At 38.7% G+C, this 20,349-nt stretch carries 15 protein-coding genes; 7 read left to right on the plus strand and 8 right to left on the minus strand.

Going from position 1 to position 20,349, the window contains the following annotated elements; all coding sequences use genetic code 11:
* Nucleotides 1-42: 42 nt before the first annotated feature.
* Both IPO27_10000 and IPO27_10005 read right to left on the minus strand, forming a co-directional pair.
* Nucleotides 43-1,761 (minus strand): hypothetical protein, encoded by a 1,719-nt coding sequence (locus IPO27_10000; GenBank protein ID MBK8846842.1) that lies wholly within the window; start codon nt 1,759-1,761, stop codon nt 43-45.
* Between the two features lie 31 nt (nt 1,762-1,792).
* Nucleotides 1,793-2,230 carry a hypothetical protein gene (locus IPO27_10005; GenBank protein MBK8846843.1) on the minus strand — a complete coding sequence of 146 codons (438 nt, stop codon included), beginning with the start codon at nt 2,228-2,230 and terminating at the stop codon, nt 1,793-1,795.
* Between the two features lie 469 nt (nt 2,231-2,699).
* Here IPO27_10005 and IPO27_10010 point away from each other — a divergent pair, with 469 nt between their 5' ends.
* Nucleotides 2,700-4,739, plus strand: coding sequence for a thioredoxin family protein (locus tag IPO27_10010; GenBank protein MBK8846844.1), 2,040 nt, complete (start codon nt 2,700-2,702; stop codon nt 4,737-4,739).
* Nucleotides 4,740-4,755: 16 nt separating this feature from the next.
* On the opposite strand, the gene prmA is transcribed toward IPO27_10010, so the two are convergent.
* The 3 genes from prmA to IPO27_10025 are packed head-to-tail and all read right to left on the minus strand — an operon-like array spanning nt 4,756 to nt 6,104.
* Nucleotides 4,756-5,238, minus strand: coding sequence for a 50S ribosomal protein L11 methyltransferase (prmA, locus tag IPO27_10015; protein MBK8846845.1), 483 nt, complete (start codon nt 5,236-5,238; stop codon nt 4,756-4,758).
* Between the two features lie 24 nt (nt 5,239-5,262).
* Entirely contained in the window at nt 5,263-5,586 is a 324-nt protein-coding gene (locus IPO27_10020) for a 50S ribosomal protein L11 methyltransferase (protein ID MBK8846846.1), read from the minus strand.
* Complete coding sequence (locus tag IPO27_10025; protein ID MBK8846847.1) at nt 5,586-6,104, minus strand: GNAT family N-acetyltransferase; 519 nt, start codon at nt 6,102-6,104, stop codon at nt 5,586-5,588. Before IPO27_10025 ends, IPO27_10020 begins: the two co-directional genes overlap by 1 nt.
* A gap of 122 nt (nt 6,105-6,226) precedes the next feature.
* On the opposite strand from IPO27_10025, the gene IPO27_10030 reads away from it, so the two are divergent.
* From IPO27_10030 to pdxA, 4 genes are all read left to right on the plus strand, one after another.
* Nucleotides 6,227-8,050: a gliding motility-associated C-terminal domain-containing protein gene (locus IPO27_10030; protein MBK8846848.1), complete on the plus strand. Its 1,824-nt coding sequence runs from the start codon at nt 6,227-6,229 to the stop codon at nt 8,048-8,050.
* 437 nt (nt 8,051-8,487) lie between these two features.
* Complete coding sequence (locus IPO27_10035) at nt 8,488-9,627, plus strand: cystathionine gamma-synthase (protein ID MBK8846849.1); 1,140 nt, start codon at nt 8,488-8,490, stop codon at nt 9,625-9,627.
* Nucleotides 9,628-9,713: 86 nt separating this feature from the next.
* Entirely contained in the window at nt 9,714-10,409 is a 696-nt protein-coding gene (locus IPO27_10040) for a TrkA family potassium uptake protein (protein ID MBK8846850.1), read from the plus strand.
* 125 nt (nt 10,410-10,534) lie between these two features.
* Complete coding sequence (gene pdxA, locus IPO27_10045) at nt 10,535-11,596, plus strand: 4-hydroxythreonine-4-phosphate dehydrogenase PdxA (protein MBK8846851.1); 1,062 nt, start codon at nt 10,535-10,537, stop codon at nt 11,594-11,596.
* Nucleotides 11,597-11,673: 77 nt separating this feature from the next.
* Here pdxA and IPO27_10050 read toward each other — a convergent pair whose 3' ends face one another.
* Both IPO27_10050 and IPO27_10055 read right to left on the minus strand, forming a co-directional pair.
* The gene (locus IPO27_10050) at nt 11,674-14,571 is read right to left on the minus strand and encodes a tail fiber domain-containing protein (protein MBK8846852.1); all 2,898 of its coding nucleotides are present in this window, start codon (nt 14,569-14,571) and stop codon (nt 11,674-11,676) included.
* 12 nt (nt 14,572-14,583) lie between these two features.
* Nucleotides 14,584-15,531: a T9SS type A sorting domain-containing protein gene (locus IPO27_10055; GenBank protein ID MBK8846853.1), complete on the minus strand. Its 948-nt coding sequence runs from the start codon at nt 15,529-15,531 to the stop codon at nt 14,584-14,586.
* A gap of 556 nt (nt 15,532-16,087) precedes the next feature.
* Here IPO27_10055 and IPO27_10060 point away from each other — a divergent pair.
* Together IPO27_10060 and IPO27_10065 are read left to right on the plus strand one after the other, a co-directional pair.
* Nucleotides 16,088-16,669, plus strand: coding sequence for a DUF3109 family protein (locus IPO27_10060; protein MBK8846854.1), 582 nt, complete (start codon nt 16,088-16,090; stop codon nt 16,667-16,669).
* Nucleotides 16,670-16,812: 143 nt separating this feature from the next.
* Nucleotides 16,813-18,927 carry a peptidylprolyl isomerase gene (locus IPO27_10065; protein MBK8846855.1) on the plus strand — a complete coding sequence of 705 codons (2,115 nt, stop codon included), beginning with the start codon at nt 16,813-16,815 and terminating at the stop codon, nt 18,925-18,927.
* Nucleotides 18,928-18,996: 69 nt separating this feature from the next.
* Here the strand turns inward: IPO27_10065 and IPO27_10070 are convergent, their stop codons facing one another.
* Nucleotides 18,997-20,214 carry an FtsX-like permease family protein gene (locus IPO27_10070; protein ID MBK8846856.1) on the minus strand — a complete coding sequence of 406 codons (1,218 nt, stop codon included), beginning with the start codon at nt 20,212-20,214 and terminating at the stop codon, nt 18,997-18,999.
* Nucleotides 20,215-20,349 lie beyond the last annotated feature (135 nt).

A 20,349-nucleotide genomic window follows, 5' to 3' on the forward strand; every position in this document is an offset into this window, starting at 1 on the left:
GTCTTAGATTGCTGATAATATTATTGTTAACTACGTTAATCCCTAAGAAAGAGCAATGTTAATTGCATCTATTAAGAAGGCAGTAGCGTTTAAGTTACTCATGTTGGTAATTTTATTGTTGCTAACTGTAAAACCGCTTTGGTTAGTCATAGTAATACCAAAAGGAGATGTACTGGAAGCATTTGGATTACTCATGTCATGCGCAACTGCAGGGTCACCTATAATATTATAAGTGTTGCATGATGAAGTGATAATCCTGTTATTAATATCAGGAAATGTAGCGTTACCGCTTATTATAATACCGCTTGTTCCGTTTTTAATTACAAAGTCGCGGTAAGTATTACCACCGTTAGCACCCAATGCTGAGGTAGGAGTGGTTTGCGCAAAATGACGAATAGCCTGGCCACCACCGGTACAGGTACGGTCGCCCGTACAAACAAAATTAGAGAAGGTATTATTGGTTGCGCCATCTGTTGATGATGAGTTGATCACTCCGATTGAGTTATCTACCTTACCATTAGTTGTTTGATAAGGAGCAGTTGTGCCCTGTACACCATTATAAGTAAAGTCAACATTGTTAACGGTTAACCAGTCAGTACCCACTAAGCAGAACATCGGTTCAAAAGTAGTACCTATTGTAGCGGTACCCGTTTGGTTACCAATGCCACCCTGGTCAGTACCACGGTAACGTAAATCAGCGTGACTACCTATACGGCTAATTGTTATTGTATTAATTGCAGAAGTTCCAGTAATGTTAGACATAACGATAGGAAAAATGTTGTTACCACCTGCAACTGTAGTGTCATATACGGCATCAGTAAGGTTTAAACTAACCGCACCTGCTATTCCCCTATGATTTAAATCGGCAACAGCTTCTGATAAACTTGGATAGGTTTGACCTACACCTACATTATAAGTACCCCCTACAACTGCAACAGGTGCGCCCGGTGTAAAGCGGAAGTTCATTAAAGTTGTAAATTTGTTGGAAGTCATCATACTCATGTTAGCCGTTTTTGAACCGGTAACGGCATCTATATAATTAGTGTTACCACCGAGGCCACCTTCGATACCTATAGAAGCAGTTTCAGAAATACTGTACGAACCACCTACCGTTCCGGTGGCTGTCATTGGCCCATAAACAAATTCAATAACGTTAGTGCCTTCATACAATTTAACCTGAAAATTCAATGCCTTCACATTACCTGATGAAAATGCAGGGACATTGGTATATTGAATGGTCATAACCTGAGAGCCCGGTGACCCGGTAGTTTGATGCAATACACTACCTGTAATACCATTAACGGCAGTACCAATAGTAAGATCATCCCAATATGGGGCAATGGTCGTGTTTGGAGTCGTTATAGTGAACAGGTTGGTATTAATGGCAGAAATAATCTTGGTTGCATTGGTTGCACCGGCTGTTGGATAAACGTAACCATTGGTAGTAACTCCAATGAAATTACTGCCACCACCAAAGAATACTCCATTATACGTAAAATCAAATGGAAGAGGAATGTGTGCAGCACCTTCAGTACCGCTTGCAATACTGCCTATGGTAGTAAAGTCACCCAGGCCTGTACCCACGGTCGAAATTTGTGTAGCACCACCGCCCACAGTAATAGGTACATAAGCACCGGTAAAAGTTGTTCGCGTATAGTTTATCTGAGCATTGGCAACCATGGTGGTCAATGATACCACCAATCCCGTAATTAGCGCAATGTAACCACGGAACGAAAATTGAGTGAAGTAGTTCTGTACCATATTATTAATGATTTATTATTTTATTTTTAAATTATTTAGTGAGGGTAAAAAGCTCGTTAGCATCAAATTGTGTCGGAGGATTGCCTGCATTATTTAATTGCAGTTGCATTTGAGCCCCGTCATAAGCAATGATTCCTGAATAAACAAATTGCCTTTCGTTGCTAGCAAGGGTTATGGTCTGTGTCTGACTAGCACCGCCATTTTCGCTGTAAAAATCTATCATTCCAAAGCCATGTACCGGAACTGAATTTTCAAGTTCCATTTTATAGACACCGGTTAATACTTCGCTTCCGATGGTAAGGGAAACCGTCCAATCGCTATTAAGCTTAAGCTCAACCGACTGTTGTTTGGCATTGGTACCTACCCATTTAGCAAAATAGTCATTACAATCCGTTTTCACAGACTGAGCATACACGCTTCCTGCCAAAACGGTCAGGACAAACAGAAGGAGAAAGGAGAATTTTTTCATATTATTTTGGATTTATTTAATTATTTTTTTGATTTTTAAACGATATGAATCTTTGCAAAGCCCAATAGGGTTGACATTTGACAACGAAAATACATTTCCGATAATTCTTATTAAAACTATAGCCAAGAAAAAAATATATAAAGGGGACCTTGAGGAATTGGATGTTTAATCCATTAAACACACTTAATTCGGTGCAATATAAGTCCTTATTTGAATTTGCAAAAACAAAATTCCCTGTTTTTTATTAACACGCTGAAATTTAAGCTGTTTAAATCTTATTGAGGCCTATGGTGTACACAATGTTCAAAGGGTATTTCAAACCTCAATTAACTCAATTATGGTAAGCCCCTTCAAGTTGAAATGGGTTAGTCTATTGACTATGCCCACAGTTAAGTTGCCTTTAACCATTTTGTACCAAAGCAATGCACAGCAAATACTATATTTGCCGACCTAAAAAATTGCATTTGCTATGAGGTTATTCATTTTAATTATTGGTTTGGTGATTTGTTCGTCAGGAATAAATGGTGATTGTTTTGCTCAAATTCAGGATCCGGTAAAATGGTCTTTTAGTGTAGAGCAAAACAGCGCAGAAGAAGCTACCATCATAATGAAAGCTACTATGGACAAAGGGTGGCATATATACCCGCAAAAGCATACCGGAGAAACTGGGCTGGCAACGGAATTTACCTTTACAAAAAACGCAAAAAATTATGAAAAAAGTGGGAAAGCGATAGAACCGGTGCCACATTCAGAATATGATACGATAAACAAAGTGTCGGAAAATATACACGAGGGAACAGTAATTTTTAAGCAAAAGATTAAGCTTATTTGTAAAGCAAAATTTGAAATAAAAGGCTCGGTATTTTATCAAACCTGCAATAATGGAATGTGCCTTGCGCCAACAGATGTACCCTTTACCTGTATTATAAATAAAGACTCAAAAGAAGAAGCATGCACCGGTGAACAAACTAGCTCGCAAGATACGGCAACCATAGCTGTTGACACTATAACGGCTGCTGCTGTGCCCCCTGCACCGGTAGCTACCGATACCAATAAATTAGCAAGATCGGCCGACCTCAATATTTTAGAAAAAGAGTGCTCAGAAGGCATAGACGAGGCCTATGAGTCGCAATCGTTATGGGGTATATTTATCTTATCCTTTTTAGGGGGATTATTGGCCTTACTTACACCGTGCGTTTTTCCAATGATACCCATGACGGTAAGTTTTTTTACCAAGCGAAGTAAGACCCGTTCAAAGGGAATAAGCAATGCTATTATATATGCAGTTTCTATTATCGTTATTTATGTAGCGTTAGGTATGCTGGTTACCATTATTGCAGGGCCATCGGCCTTAAATGAAATGGCAAGCAGTGTATTTTTCAACCTCTTGTTTTTTGTTGTGTTTGTCGTTTTTGCACTTTCATTTTTTGGAGCCTTCGAAATCGTATTGCCAAGCAGTTGGGTTAATAAAGCCGATAGCAAAAGCGACCGTGGCGGGTTAATAGGTATTTTCTTTATGGCCTTTACCTTATCACTTGTTTCGTTTTCGTGCACCGGTCCCATTATAGGCACCTTGCTGGCACAGGCAGCGCAAACGGGAGCCTTGCTAGGCCCCACTATTGGAATGTTTGGTTTTTCACTCGCGCTGGCATTGCCGTTTGCACTTTTTGCCATGTTTCCGGGATGGTTGAACAGCCTACCCAAATCGGGCGGATGGCTCAACTCGGTTAAGGTGTGCTTAGGTTTTCTTGAACTTGCTTTGGCTTTAAAATTTTTGAGTAATGTAGATTTAGCATATCACTGGGGAATACTGCAACGCGAATTATTCATTGCCTTGTGGATTATTATTTTCGGTTTACTGGGCTTGTATCTGATAGGAAAATTAAAGTTTTCGCACGATAGCGATTTGCCTTACATCTCTACTCCGCGATTAATTTTTGCTATCCTATCATTTACTTTTACCATGTACCTGGTGCCTGGATTATGGGGCGCACCTCTAAAGATAATTAGCGGGTTTCCTCCCCCCGATTTTTATAAAGAATGGAATACCAATTCGCACGGTTGCCCGCATAACCTCAATTGCTTTCACGATTATGAAGAAGGAATGGCTTATGCCAAAGCAGAAGGCAAACCGGTAATGGTGGACTTTACCGGCTGGAGTTGTGTTAACTGCCGTAAGATGGAAGATAACGTATGGAGTGATGCGAAAATATTGAAAAAGCTTTCAGAAAAATATGTACTTATATCCTTATATGTAGATGATAAAGAAGTGCTGGAGGGTGGTGCTGTTAAATCACCTTTTAGCGACAAAACCATAAGCACTACCGGAGGTAAATGGAGCGACATGCAAACACAATGGTATGGCAGCAACTCGCAACCATATTATGTATTGCTTGACCATAACGAACGTATACTTGCCGCACCCCGCGGATATACTCCAGATAAAAATGAGTATAGTAAATTTTTGGATGAAGGACTGTGTCGCTTCAAATTGAGAAGCGTAGAATAAGGAACCATAAGCGTTTTTATTTCTTATAAAAAACTGCTGCACACCAATTTTTCTTTACACGATGTTCCCGGTAGTGTAGTTGGTTTGCTGCTGCTGCCCTGGTTATTTCATCCAAATCATCTTGATAAAAACCGCTGCAAATAAATAGTCCATCAGGTTGTATACTTTTCGAATACGCATTCAAGTCACTTAGTATAATGTTACGGTTAATATTGGCAATAAAGATATCGTACGATTTATTTACAAGCCAATTTGCATCGCCATTATAAATGGAAATACGGGTGCAATTATTTCGTGCAATATTCTGTTGTGCATTTATAACACATTGCTCATCGTAATCTACTGCATCAATGGTTGAAGCGCCAAGTTTTTCGGCCATTACAGCCAATATGCCGGTGCCACAGCCCATATCGCAAACTTTCATGTTATGGAATTGGATGGGCAACATCAGCGCCAGAATTTGTTCTGTAGTTTCATGATGGCCAGTGCCAAAACTCATTTCGGGTTGTATGATTAATTCATGCTAATAGGCAGCAGGTGGATGAAACTCGGCACGGATGTAAATTTTATCTTCAATAACTACGGGATTGAAATTGGATTCCCATTCCATATTCCAGTTTTGTGTTATTACTTTTTCTTTTTCAAAATCGAAAGAAACTACCGCCTTGAGCTTGTTAATTTCTTGCTCGATACCCTCGTGGTCTAACAATGTTAGCATGTATGCAAACACGCTGGAGTCCTTTGTTTCAAACATTTCAAAAGGCAATTCGCCAAGCAATGCAATTAGAATTTCGGAATTTTCTTCCGAAAAATTTTCCAAGGTAAACGTATAGCAAGTGTACTCCATTACGATAACATTAAGCGCATTACAAAATCATTATTTTCTTCGCTTCCCACATAAAATTTTTTGGTGCCAAATATTTCGAAGCCGGCATTTTTGTAAAAACTGATAGCGCGATTATTCTCTTGCCAAACACCCAACCACAAACAATCGAACTTGTTTTGACGGGCATATTCAATGGCGTAGTTCATCATAGCACCGCCAAATTTATATCGCCAATACTGGCGGTCAACATAAATTCGTTCTATTTCGAGATTGGCAATACCCTCCAGGTTAGGGTGTGTGCGGTCGCTACGCAATTTAATGTAAGCTACCGGTATTTTATTTACGTACCCAATGGCAAAAAAAAGCATCGGGTTATCAAACTCTGCTTCTACCTTTACTAAAAGGAAGGCATCGGCTATATACTCCTGAAGGTCGGTTTCTGACTTTACATCCTTGTATGCATCATAAAAAAATTGTGCTCCAATTTTACAAAGTAAGGCTGCATGGTCCTTCGTTGCCGGAAGTATTTCTAAAAACATATCAGTAGGCATAACCGCACAAAACTAGCTATTCTCAAAAGACTAAAACCGGAGTTTAATTTTAAATTACTCTAAACATTAAAACATCGTTATATTTGTGAAAAATTATATTTCCTCTTCCTATGAAAAAAGTATTCTATTTATTTGTGTTTGCCTTAGTAATTTCTAACATAGTGCTGGCGCAATCGCCAACGGTGCAGGATTGCCCATGTGCTATTCCAATTTGTCAGCCTATTTATTCGGAACTAAATGCCTACTCGGGCACGGGTAACATTCCACAAGAAATTAATAGTATAATCTCTTGCCTTGGGCAGGGTGAGAAAAACAGTGTGTGGTATTCGTTTACCGTTCAAACAAGCGGGCAGGTTAAATTCTCTATTACCCCCAATGTATTAACCGATGACTATGACTGGGCCGTATATAACCTGAGCAATGCTAACTGCAGCGATATATTTGCCAACCCAAGTTTAGAAGTTGCCTGTAACTTTGCCGGAACTCCAGGGGTAACAGGCCCAAATGGATTGCCGGGTGCACAAAATGGCCCTCCCATCAATGTGTTGCAAGGTCAAACCTATGTGATTAATGTGAGTCAGTTTTCGGTATCGCCTAACGGCTATACGATAGACTTTAGTGCCAGTACAGCCAGTATTTTAGATCAAACACCACCAACTATTGATAGTGTAAATACAAATTTTACGTGCGGACAAGATTCGTTTCAGGTAACCTTTAGCGAAAATATTCAATGTTCGAGCGTTGATAAAAATGATTTCCTGTTACTTGACCCTACCAATGATACCCTGATAATTGATAGTGTGTATGCGGTAAATTGTAATTCGGTTTGTGGTTACTCGCGTACGTTTGTTTTTTATTTTAATCCGGCAGCTAATTATAACGGTACGTATATACTAAGCCTGATAAATTCTATTTCGGATATATGTGGTAATGTAGCACCACCTGCTAATTTCAATTTAAATATTTCGGCTTATAGCTACAATAATACGACTACCGATGTTAATTGCAATGCAGGTAATGATGGGGCAATAAACGTATCCATTTTATCCCCCGGAAATTTCACCTATTTATGGAGTAATGGACAAACGTCTTCCTCCATTAGCAACCTTGCAGCAGGAACCTATACGGTTACCGTTACACAGTCTGGAGTTGGATGCCCCGAAATAATATCCTTTACGATTAAACAGCCTGATCCATTTAGTATAAGCAATACCATAACAGGAAGCCCCTGCTCAGGTAGCAATGGCAGCATTGCTATCAATGTTGACTCGGGCGGTGTGGCACCATATACCTATTTGTGGAGTAATGGCAATACTACCAATAGCTTAACTTTACTTGCTCCTGGAGCATATACGGTAACCGTAACAGACACACAAGGATGCACAACAGTAAAGAATTTTACGGTGCCAAGTGTTAATGATGTAACTGCAGCATTTACGTATGTTGACTCGCTTAGCTGCGAAGGATCCCGCGTGTTTTTAACCAACACCAGCACGGGCGCTACTACTTACACCTGGATTTTTGATGGAGTAAAAGATAGCCTGAATGCGGGCCCCAACGCCAATGTGTTTTTTGCTGCCGGCAGTAATCACAGCATTAGCCTGATAGCTATTAATGGCGCTTGCAGCGATACCAATGCCATTATTTATACCTTGCCTGAACTAGGTGCCGTTTCGGAAATTACCAATATTTTTACTCCAAATGGTGACGGTATAAACGATTGTTTTGCCATAGGCAAAACAGGAGAATTTACATCGTGTACCACCGTTGAAATTCATAACCGCTGGGGAAATAAAATTTGGAGCACTACCTCAACCAACAAATGTTGGGAAGGAAAAGATGACAAAGGCAATGCAGTGCCCGAAGGAACCTATTTTTATATTCTTGAATTTAAGGATAAAAAGTACACCGGCCATGTGATGGTAGTAAGGTAGTTTGTAATTAAACTTTTACAAAACAAATGATGCTCAACTGCTGAATAGAAGGTCTTGTATTCTGAGTTTAATTGATTGTAATATCCGGAAGTTTTATTCGAGACATTTTTTTGCAGAAAGATTTTCTTCTGTGTGCGCATTTCTAATGTTGTTGCTATCAACAAAATTTTTGACACATTTCCATTTTTAAATTGCCTGCTATCCGTTATCAACACGCAATCAATAATCAACTGAAAGCAATAGCCACGGAACCAAATTTGAGCTTGTTAAAAAAAGAAGCGCAAATCTAATTTACGCACAAAAGTAGCAGTTGTAGATATGAAACACGCCAATCATGCATTATTAGGATTCTGAAATAAGAGGAGTTAGGATAAAGATATAGTACTTCCATTCTCCCTTTCTTTGCTTACTTTTGCACGCTTAAAATTTTTAAACTCATGCGATTTAATACCAAGACCATACATGCCGGATTGGAACCTGATCCGAGTACAGGAGCAATTATGACCCCGATATTTCAAACCTCCACGTATGTGCAGGAAGCCCCTGGCAAACATAAAGGATATGAATATGCACGCACACAAAATCCTACACGCGATGCGTTACAAAAAAACCTGGCAGCCCTTGAAAACGGCAAGCATGGCCTTTGCTTTAGCAGCGGAATGGGTGCCATTGATACTTTAATTAAGACTTTGAAACCAGGCGATGAAGTGATTAGTACCAGCGATTTATATGGTGGCACGTATCGCATATTTACCAAGGTATTCGAAAAGTATGGTATTAAATTTCACTTTACTCCTATGCATGATGTAGCTGCGGTGGGCAAGTACATTAATGCAAACACCAAACTAATCTGGGTTGAAACACCAACCAATCCAATGCTTAATATAATTGATATTGCGGCTGTGTCAAAACTTGCGAAGCAACACAATGTATTGGTGGGAGTTGACAACACCTTCGCTTCACCATATTTACAAAATCCGATTGACTTTGGTGCTGATGTAGTAATGCATTCAGTTACCAAATATCTGGGCGGACATAGCGATGTAGTAATGGGCGCACTTGTAGTAAAAGACGATGCACTTGCTGAGGAGCTGGCTTTTCTGCAAAACTCATGTGGCGCAGTTCCGGGGCCGCAAGATTGCTTCCTAGTATTGCGTGGCATTAAAACCTTACATGTGCGTATGCAACGTCATTGTGAGAATGGCGAACGAATTGCCAATTTTTTGGCCAACCATGAACGTGTTGAAAAAGTATATTGGCCGGGATTTGCATCGCACCCAAATCATGATGTAGCAGCAAAGCAGATGCGCGGTTTTGGTGGTATGATGTCGTTTGTTATAAAGGGAAACAAAATGGACGATGCCTTGAAATTTTTGTCACAAACACATTTGTTTTCGTTGGCCGAATCGTTGGGCGGAGTAGAGTCATTAGTAGGGCATCCTGCAAGTATGACCCATGCTTCTATTCCAAAAGAAGAAAGAGAAAAAACAGGAGTGGTAGATTCACTTATCAGGCTAAGTGTTGGCATCGAAGATGCAAATGATTTGATTGAAGATTTAACAGAAGCATTAAAGTAAAATTTTTGTCGTGCTTAATTATTGAAATAGTCGTGGTATATAGTTGAACGATGAATTAATAATTATGACCAAATAAGTTAATAAAAATGGGAGTTTCAAAATTTGCCGTTATAGGATTAGGCCGGTTTGGTCAGGCCATTGCACGCACGCTTGCTAATCGCGGTGCTGAGGTACTCGCTATTGATAGCAACGAAGAATATATAGAAGATATTAAAGAAGATGTGGCAGTAGCTGTTACACTTGATGCTACAGATATTAAAGCATTGCGTACCCAGAACCTACAAGATATGGATGCCGTAGTGGTTTCGATAGGTGAAGACTTTGAAGCCCTAATGCTATGTACGGTGCTGTTGCAAGAGATAGGTGTGTCGCGCATTATTTCGCGTGCCAATGGCAAACATCAACGCATGATACTTGAAAAAATGGGCGTTGGCGATGTGCTTTCTCCTGAAAATGATGTAGGCCTTGCCGTAGCCGAAAGATTGTTGAATCCGACCATTCTTACCACCCTCCTCTTACCCGACAGTTACGAAATCGTTGAAGTAAGAACACCACGTATTATTGCCAATCGTACTATTGAAGATATTAACCTCAGAGGTAAATACAACCTCAACCTTATCACATTAAAAAAGCACAGCGATGAAGGACATAATGGAAATTCGGAAGTGGTAGCTCATATTGTTGGCGTGCCTTCAGGCGAAACACTGATTGAAGAAAACGACACACTGATTTTATTTGGATTGACTAAAGATATTGAACGATTTATACAGATAAATATGTAGCGTAATTAAAGTGGCTTTGCATTGCAATAGCATTGTGCCGGATATTGAAAAATATTACACCTTGATTTTTTTAATTTGTAAAAGCCTGTATGGTAAAATTTAATTGTCATTAATAAAAAATAAGTATGCAAGATAACGAAGGAAAAATACGGGTAGGAATAACCATTGGTGATATAAACGGTGTTGGCCCCGAGGTGGTAATTAAAACATTTAGCGATAGCCGAATGTCGCACGTGTGCACACCGGTAATCTATGCCAGCAACAAATCTATTTCGCACTACCGCAAACTTCTTAATGCTAACGACTTTAATTTCAATACCATTAAATCGGTTAATGATATAATATGGCGTAAAGTAAATTTAATTAATTGTTGGGAGGAGGAAATTGCGATAGAACCGGGGCAAGCCACCACAGACGGAGGCAAATATGCTTTTAAATCATTGGAGCAAGCAACGGCAGATTTATTGCTGCAAAAAATTGATGTGCTGGTAACAGCACCCATCAATAAGCAGAATATTCAATCGCCCGACTTTAATTTTCCCGGACATACGGAGTACTTAGCCAAGGCAGCAAATGCCAGCGATGCACTCATGATGCTGGTAAGTGATGATATGCGTGTTGCCTGCGCCACAGGCCATATGGCTTTGCGCGATGTAGCCGCCAAAATCACTAAACAAAATATTCTAAAAAAGCTATCGCTATTAAGTGAAAGTCTAAAAAAAGATTTTGGAATACGTAAGCCAAAAATTGCTGTACTTGGACTTAATCCGCATGCAGGCGACCAGGGTCTGCTTGGAAAAGAGGAGCAGGAAATAATAATTCCTGCTATTAAAGAAGCCATAAACAAAAACATAATGGCCTATGGTGCGTATGCTGCCGATGGGTTTTTTGCAAGTTTGCAACATCGTAAATTTGATGCTGTGCTGGCCATGTATCACGATCAGGGATTGATTCCTTTTAAAAGTGCTGGCTTTGAAAAAGGGATAAACTTTACTGCCGGCTTATCTTTTATACGTACCTCACCCGACCATGGTACAGCCTATGACATTGCAGGTAAAAATATTGCTAACGAATCATCCTTTAGACAGGCAATATATTCGGCTATCGATATTTTTAAAGCCCGCGCACAACATGCCGAAATAAATAAAAATCCGCTTGCATTTAGCAAAAAGGGAAGTGATCATTGATGTATGGTTTACTAAACAAATAAAACAGGCTGATAATTTTTTATCAGCCCGTTTTTAGTTTGCAACTATTTTTATTTCTACTGTTTCATCATTTTTTTACTATCAATCACTTTGCCATCTGCTATAAGTGTGTAAGTGTAAATACCGCTGCTAAGGTCTGGGGCATATACGTGGATGCTGCCTGCGCCTTTTTCAGTTATGGTTACCTCTTTTAGTACAGTACCCTTGGCATCTACAAATATGATAGCAGCTTGCTGCACACTTGTTGGAATATTAAAGCGTATAGTTGTTTCATCCTTGTATGGATTGGGATTATTTTGATCAAGAATAATAGTTTGCGAATTTGATAATTCTACATCAATTTGATTTGATTTCGTTTTGCTGTTTGATGAACAACAATTTGAAATTTGATTCTTCAAATCTTCAATTTGTGTTTGTTGCTCTTTGATTCCCGCAATAAGGATTGGTATTAATTCTATATAATTCAGTGCCTTATAATATTCACCTTTATTTATGATAGTTCCATCATCATCTAATTGGTCGGGTTCAAAAATAGTAGATACAATTTCAGGAAGTACTTTTTCTACATCTTGAGAAATAAGTCCATATTGCAATCCTTTGGCAAGATTCAATTGAGGAATTTTTGAGTTATCGTACTCATACATTTTGGGGCTAAGTTGATTTAATAATGCTAAGGAATTTTTTAATTCCGATACATTTTTCTTTAAAATACTATCAGAAGGACCAAAATAGCCTCCTACAGAATAAACGCCACCATTAAAATATCCTGCTGCCGAAGGGCAAGTGCCTGTTGTGCAATTTTGTAAATTAACGATGCCGTAAATGCCATAACTGGCTATACTACCAATATTTGCGTGACCATATACTCCATAATTGATTCCTGCATTAGCCGATGTAGAATAGCATCCATAATTAGTACCTGTTAACGACCCACCAGTTGCTGAACATTTTACACCATAGCTTAGTCCAGCATATCCTTGAGTTCTTAGTGCATCCGCCTTTACACCGATTATTTCACTTGCATTACTGCTTGATGCATAGCCTATTAATGCCCAGTTTCTACTTGATGCATTAGTTGAGGTAAAATTACCACCATAATTATTTGTTGAATTGGCACTTTCGCAACTTGCTTTCACGCCTTTACAATTTGTGGATGTGCCTGGGCCTGGATTAACTCGCGTTTCCAATCCAAATGCAGCCGTCCCATTGCCTTGTACTTCATTTAATATGCCTGTACTTGGGCCACCGGTTGATATCGTAGTTAAGTTTAAACCACGTGCAGCACCGGTATTTGTAGTGACATTCATTCTCAAGCCAGTACCTATTTGAGCATTTACAACATTTAAATCGCCACTATACAACGAGCGAGCGTTAGTATTGGTACTATTCAGGTCTTGAAAATTCCTCACATAGATTCCGTGGGCGTTATCACCATGGTTTGGTGCACCATCATCTGCAAAAACAAAAAGGCGCGAATTACTTGAATTAACCACTCCTATTCCTATATCATGATTATAATTTTCGTGTACTACTGTGTTGCATATAATATTACCTGCGGTAGCTTTTGTTAAAAAATTTGTTGGCAAGCCACCCGGGCAGCCACTTATACCGCCACCACCTACGCCTATATCGTCTCGCCAAAAAACTTCACCATCGGCATTTGATACTAATACGCGATTAATAGCAGCATTACCATTGGCATTAAAGGCCGCTTGTGGCAAGGTACGCAATCGTAAATTTCCATTTACATCAAGTGTGCGTGTGAGTATGTTTGTGCCATTATTGATGCCAACTCTTGCAAAAGCATTTACATTATTGGTGTTTATTTGCATATCTCCAAGGTTGGTGGTTTGAAAGTCGGTATGAATGCCTGCTGTTACTGTTGAATTATATGCATAAGTTAATCTTAATTGCGGACTACTCGTATTTGCATTTACAATTGAATTAGGGTCGTTATCTAAAATCTCGAAGCGGGCGGTAGGATGGGTATTAATACCATTTATATAAAAGTTTCCAATTCCAATATTGCCAGTATTGGAAGCTCTAAAAACTTCCATCCCATGGAAGCTCCTAGAGTGTGAAGCAGGATTAGGAAAACCGTTTGAACTATCTGCAAATTCCGTAAAAATGATCCTAAAAAAATCGGGGGCACCTAAACTATTAATATCATCACCCCAGCATAAAACGCCATCAGATCTATTTTGTGCTTCATCTTTCATCCCAGTATAAATATGACAGCCATTATTAACCAAAGTACCAAGGTTCATCCAATTGCGATATCCTGTTTGATTTAAGTTACCAAAAATAGACTGACTTGAAATATGTAATGAACTTAAAGGCTCATAATTCGGTGATTCGTTTGCGGCAAAGTTAATTCCAATTCGCGAAACATTGGGCGTAATAATATTATTCATTTGATCTCGAAAGTTACCCTGGGTCACGACCATCCTTTGTCTTGTCATAGCACCATTTAATGTGTTGCTCGTACTAAAAAATATTGGTCCAATTTCACGCAATGTGATGTTGCCTGATGGATTAAGTCCGATTCCATTATAAGCCAAGCCAACATGGAATCCATCAGTTGCTGTTACCCCTGTATTATCATTTGTAAACTGATGATAGTGTGAAGTTGCATTGGTTCTATGCTGATGCAATACACTTGTAGGCAAAAACGTACCGTTAGTACCCATATCACCAATGCCAATGAGTCCGATGCTTTGAAAATATTGATCTTTAATAACCATACGGCAATTATCGAATGTGCCGCCTCCTGAATTAGTAAATAATTTTATATCCTGCAGCTGCTCTGTTTTTAAAAGCAACGGCTGTGCATTAGTAGTACCAAGGTAACTACCAAAGGGAGGTGCATTCCCTATTAAATACCATGGCGTTTGCGCATCAAGAGTGCTGATTATAAATAATAGCACAAATAAAATTCTGAATATATTTTTCATACTGTTTGTTTATTAATAAATTATAAATTTTTTAGTTACAGTTTTATTGGCTGACTGCAAAACAGCAAAGTAAATGCCTTGTGCAAGTTCAGGCAGAAGAATTTGTGTGGGTTGTTTAAGAATTTCCTCTAAGCAAATATTACCGTTTACATTAATTATGGAAAGATAAAGATAATTTGTATTTTTAAAATGTACATCCAACTTATTACTTTTTTGTATATAAAAAATACTTTCTTCATAAAGAGAAATATCAGGCAACCCCACATTGCAATTTCCATTTGTGCAAAAAACATTTACACTATCAATGAAATAATAAGCATAACCAAACTGGCCTATTGGTGCAGAAATAACAGCTGTATCTGTGTGGCTATCATCAAAAAAATTGCCAATATACATGTGTGTATATGCAGAGTCAGCAACAAAATTCCACTCCAGCAAAACCCAATTTAATGTATCTGTAATAATGTTTGCCGTATAAACACTTGCATAATTATTTATATCGCTATTGGTATACGTTGAAATTTGGTTGGTTGTGAAACGTATACCTAATTTATTACTTGCGGAGCAATTGTAGGATTGATTGGTCCAATTCCCTCTACTAACCCGCATTGAAATATTATAAGTATTCCCCACAATCAATGTATCTAATAGAGTAACCCCAAATATCTCGCGACCAAAAGTATACCATACATACGTCAATAGGCCCATATATGCATTGCCATCAAAATTATTTTGATAGCCGCAGAAGTTATCGGGAATACTTACTGGATAAGGCGCACATGTATTATAATAATCTGGCGACTCTAAAACACCATGCCACCCAACACAACTATCTACTTGGCTTGTATTGTTGGGGCAACTTATATACTGCTCAAAACTCGGATTAGGCACCAAATTAACTTGCGCTTGCAAACCAAGCATACAACATACCATACCACAAAGCAAAATGTACTTTACCATAGTAAGAATTTATTAGTTTTTAATTTTTATAAAAATACGCATTGCATGCTTGCAATGTTTGTATTAATAATATTTTTTTTGGCTGTGATTTGGTTTAAAGTTGACTCGTTTAATAATTTGTAAAAGGGGTACTGTACATTCAGTTATTCGAGATGTTCCAATGGGGATCTCACAGAATAGATAAAAAAGATTTTTATCTTTAAACAAATGACCCTTACAACAACCTACTTATACTATCATAAAATTTACTTCAACTATTATTTTTTTATTCTTGCTCAGTGGTTCGATTAGCAGCCTTTTGTTGATTTTTGCTCGTTATGTAAATGCCCAAATAACAGACAAGATATTCAGGTTGAGCATTTCAAATCGTACTATGTACACTTCGAGATGCTGCTGCACGAGCATTTCGAAGCGTAGCTTCGTTTATCTATACTTTCGATATTTTATTTAAAAAATATTCGCCTTCATTACAAAATGTAATTTATACTTTCGCTGCTCTGTATTAGATTTACAGCCTTAGCAATAAAATTAAAAAAGAACATTGACCAAGAAAAAGATGATAGCAGTAGGCAACACATTGGTATCGCGCGATGTGGTAGAAAAGGAATTCGTTTGTGACCTTGCCAAATGCAAAGGTGCATGCTGTATTGCCGGAGAGAGTGGCGCACCATTATTAGAAAGCGAATTGGCCATTTTAGATAAAATTTACCCTAAGATAGAATCCTATCTTACCGAGCGTGGCAAAGCAGCCATTGCCAAGCAAGGCAAGTATCTGATAGACAAAGATGGCGAACATGTAACTCCCCTGATTAATGAGGTGGAAGAATGTGCTTATACCATCTACGATGAGCATAATGTAGCCAAATGCGGGATAGAAAAGGCCTGGCATGATGGCAAAATAGCCTTTCGCAAACCGATATCGTGTCATTTATACCCTATAAGAATTACCTATTACAAGGATTACGATGCCATTAATTACGAGCGTTGGGATGTATGCAAGGCGGCCTGCAAGCTTGGTGCACAGTTGCAGGTGCCGGTTTATACATTTGTAAAAGATGCATTGATTGTAAAGTATGGACAGGCCTGGTATGATGAATTAGACACTATAGCCAAGGCGATGGAAGCTGATAAAGGTTGATTCTTTAATCCATTTGCTTAAATTTAGTCCTAATTACCTTTATTTCTGCAATTTTTACTTTTAAAATCATTTATATATTTGCGCCCTCCATTTTTTATGGGGTAGTAAACAATTATATTTTAAAACTATATTTTTTTTAAGCAATGGCAATTATTGGTAGAATTCGCAACCGGATGGGAACATGGATCGTGTTTTTTGTAGGATTTGCATTATTGGCTTTTATTGTAAATGATTTTTTCATGGGCAATAGCTCCATGTTGGGCAACAATGAAGAGCGTAACAGCATAGCTATGGTAGCAGGCAAGCCGCTTGACCGCTTAGCATTTGATTCCCGTGTTAGCGATGGTATCGAAAACGTAAAAGCTCAGCAACAAAAAACAGAGGTAGATGCACAAACTACTGACATGGTGCGCGATCAGGTATATAATGATATGTTGCGCGAAGCAGTTATGTCTCCACAATTTGAAAAATTAGGGCTTATCGTGACTGATGATGAATTAAACGACATGGTACTTGGTAATAACATTGATCAGGAAATAATTCGTGCATTTAGTAATCAGCAAACAGGTCAGTTTATGAAAGATCAGATTGCTCCCTACCTAAAAAGCCTGAACGAAGCAGGTACCGACCCTGAAAAGTTGAAAGCTAAAAAACAATGGGTAAATTTTGAAAAGCAATTACTTAAAAAACGCCTTGACGAAAAATACAACGAAATGGTGAAAGGCGGAATGTTTGTAACTAGCGAAGAAGCTAAGACTGAATATGCCAACCGCATGAGTAGCTCTGACATACGCGCTGTTGCACTTACTTATAATACGATAGTTGATAGCACCGTTGCAGTAACCGATGAAGAACTGAATAAATACTACAACGAGAATCAGTACAAATATCAGAGCTATGATGATACACGCTCAATGAAATTTATCTCTTATGACATACAGCCAAGTGCCGAAGATCAGCAAATGGTGATTCAGGATATGGCCAACCTATCAACTCAGTTTTTAAAAACTTCCAATGATTCGTCTTTCGCAAGCACCAACAGTGATGAACCACCAAACTTTACATATCGCAATAAGGGTGCATTTAGTCCCTACCTCGATTCGGTAGTGTTTAACAAACCTGTAGGAAGCATAATTGGACCAATATTCGAAAATCAGGCTATGCGTATGGCTAAGGTGTTAGGATTTAAAGTGATGCACGATTCAGTTAAAGTGCGTCACATTCTATTAAGCCTGCAAAATCCTGCAGACAGTGCGGCAATAAAAAACCAGGCCGACTCATTAATAGGTGCATTAAAAGGCGGTACGCCTTTTGAATTAGCAGCCATGAGCATGTCGCAAGACCCGGGGTCTAAAGAAAAAGGTGGTGACCTTGGTTGGGTAACTCCTGATGTTGGCTTTGTTCCCGAATTTAAAGAAGCAACTTTTAATGGAAAAATAAACGAACTTCAATTAGTAAAATCACAGTTTGGATATCACATTATTCAGATAACTGATCAAAAGAATATGTCGAGTCGTGCAATCGTTGCCGAAGTAGTGCGCAGCATTCGCCCAACCAATAAGACCTATGAAATTGTGCGTCAGCGTGCCAATGAATTTGCCGGAAAAAATCAAACTAGCGATGCTTTTGAAACAGCCGCAAAAGCGCAAAATTTATTCTTACGTCCGGCAGATAATATTACTTCCAGTTCTAAATTCATTCCAGGCCTTGGACAGAACTGTCGCGAAGTAGTACAATGGATGTACAATGCTAAGCAGGGAGATGTTTCTACTCCGATACGTGTTGATGAAAAGTACGTTATTGCCATACTAACTGCAATAAATAACAAAGGAGTAAAACCGCTTGATAATGTGCGTAAAGAGGTAGAAGCAGAAGTACGCAAACAGAAAAAAGCACAACAGTTTATAGAAAAGATGAGTGGTGCTGCCAACATCGATGCCCTTGCTCAAAAGTTAGGTAGCATGGCAGATACGATTCCAAATGTAAATTTTGCAAATCCTAATATTGGACGCTATGGAATGGAGCCAAATGTTGCCGCAATAGCAAGCACGCTTAAAGCCGGCCAAACATCAAAACCTGTAAAAGGTGCTCAGGGCGTATATGTAATTAGCGCCTATAAAGTAAATGCTGCAGGTGCCAACGATGGCAAAGACACTAAGAACCAAATGATGATGATGTTCGGTAACCGCGTTTATCAGGCATTTGAATCGCTCAAGGAAAAAGCCAATGTGAAAGATAACCGCGCGTTGTTTTTTTAAATCAAATTTTCAATAAAAAAATATAGGATGAACCCGAACAAATTGTTCGGGTTTTTTTTTGGCAACAAGTCATTCAAATCGTATGGCATTAATTGCTTTCATGCGGCTTACCCACCACACCGGAAGCAACAGGAACAAAAAACTTATAACAAAGGTTCCTAAGTTAACCATGAGTATATACGTTAGGTCGAAATCGATGGGGGCAGTATCGAGGTAGTAGTCCTTTTTGCTAAGCTTAACAATGTTAAAATGCTTTTGAATAAATGCCAACCCCAGCCCTATTACATTACCAAGCAACAAGCCTACACCAATTAGGTAGGCTGCAATGGTAGCAAACATGCCTGCAATGGTAGTGCGACCTGCACCAAGACTTTGTAATATGCCAATAGTAGGAGTGTTGTCCAAAATTAAAATCAATAAGGCGGCAATCATATTTACACAAGCAATAATAATCATTAACACCAAAATGATGGTCACATTGCTATTAATTAAATTAAGCCAGCTAAACAATTGCGGAAAACGCTGTGTGATGCTTTCGGCAACAAGTGTATTACCGGTTTTATTGTAAATGGCGGTAGTGGTTTCAGCAATGCGATCTTTGTCTTTCACAAAAACTTCGTAACCTCCTATTTCACCCTGCTCCCAATTGTTTAATTTCTGAATGTGTCGTATATCACACATTACATAATTGTTGTCAAACTCTTCGAGGCCGGTATTGTAAATGGCTGCCACGGCCCACTTACGGACTCGCGGAGGTTGTTCCACAAAATAAAACAATACCTGACTTCCAATTTCAAGTTTCATTTGATTGGCAATAGTTTCGCTTATTACCACCTCATTACTTACTGCGCTATCAAAGGTGGGCAACTTGCCTTTTACCAACGATGTGGTTATAAAATCGGGTTGGTAATCGCTATCGCATCCTTTAAGCACAATGCCTTGCAAATCATCGCCCGACTTAATAATGCCCGGCTTTATAGCAAATGCTGACAGGTGAGCAATGTTAGCAAACTTTGATAATGCTGCCACAGGTACACTATCCCTATGTATCGGATTCATGAGGTACGAATCATTATTATCAAAATTTTTTATAATAATATCACCTGCAAAACCACATACCTTATTGGTTATTTCCTTTTTAAATCCGCTTACACTAAGCACTGCAACCAACATTACTGCAAGGCTTAAGGCCACACTCCAAATTGCAATATTGATAACCGGATTGCTAAGTGTTTTACCTCGCTTGCCGGCCAATATTTTCTTTGCTAAATAAAATGCTGTATTCATGCGTGGACAAAGTAAAATATAAAATGCAATTGATGCATCTTAAATAATTGCTACCGGGGAGGAAAGGAAATTTACATTCCCCATAATTGTTATCAAATTAATGTAAGAAAGGGTACGCAATGCCAACATAATATT

This window comes from Bacteroidota bacterium, from assembly GCA_016714535.1.
Lineage (GTDB): Bacteria > Bacteroidota > Bacteroidia > AKYH767-A > OLB10 > JADKFV01.

Bases quoted from the DNA above. Each gene is read 5' to 3' on its own strand.
- IPO27_10000 (MBK8846842.1), bottom strand. From the start codon at position 1,761: ATGGTACAGAACTACTTCACTCAATTTTCGTTCCGTGGTTACATTGCG.
- IPO27_10005 (MBK8846843.1), bottom strand. From the start codon at position 2,230: ATGAAAAAATTCTCCTTTCTCCTTCTGTTTGTCCTGACCGTTTTGGCA.
- IPO27_10010 (MBK8846844.1), top strand. From the start codon at position 2,700: ATGAGGTTATTCATTTTAATTATTGGTTTGGTGATTTGTTCGTCAGGA.
- prmA (MBK8846845.1), bottom strand. From the start codon at position 5,238: ATGAGTTTTGGCACTGGCCATCATGAAACTACAGAACAAATTCTGGCG.
- IPO27_10020 (MBK8846846.1), bottom strand. From the start codon at position 5,586: ATGGAGTACACTTGCTATACGTTTACCTTGGAAAATTTTTCGGAAGAA.
- IPO27_10025 (MBK8846847.1), bottom strand. From the start codon at position 6,104: ATGTTTTTAGAAATACTTCCGGCAACGAAGGACCATGCAGCCTTACTT.
- IPO27_10030 (MBK8846848.1), top strand. From the start codon at position 6,227: ATGAAAAAAGTATTCTATTTATTTGTGTTTGCCTTAGTAATTTCTAAC.
- IPO27_10035 (MBK8846849.1), top strand. From the start codon at position 8,488: ATGCGATTTAATACCAAGACCATACATGCCGGATTGGAACCTGATCCG.
- IPO27_10040 (MBK8846850.1), top strand. From the start codon at position 9,714: ATGGGAGTTTCAAAATTTGCCGTTATAGGATTAGGCCGGTTTGGTCAG.
- pdxA (MBK8846851.1), top strand. From the start codon at position 10,535: ATGCAAGATAACGAAGGAAAAATACGGGTAGGAATAACCATTGGTGAT.
- IPO27_10050 (MBK8846852.1), bottom strand. From the start codon at position 14,571: ATGAAAAATATATTCAGAATTTTATTTGTGCTATTATTTATAATCAGC.
- IPO27_10055 (MBK8846853.1), bottom strand. From the start codon at position 15,531: ATGGTAAAGTACATTTTGCTTTGTGGTATGGTATGTTGTATGCTTGGT.
- IPO27_10060 (MBK8846854.1), top strand. From the start codon at position 16,088: ATGATAGCAGTAGGCAACACATTGGTATCGCGCGATGTGGTAGAAAAG.
- IPO27_10065 (MBK8846855.1), top strand. From the start codon at position 16,813: ATGGCAATTATTGGTAGAATTCGCAACCGGATGGGAACATGGATCGTG.
- IPO27_10070 (MBK8846856.1), bottom strand. From the start codon at position 20,214: ATGAATACAGCATTTTATTTAGCAAAGAAAATATTGGCCGGCAAGCGA.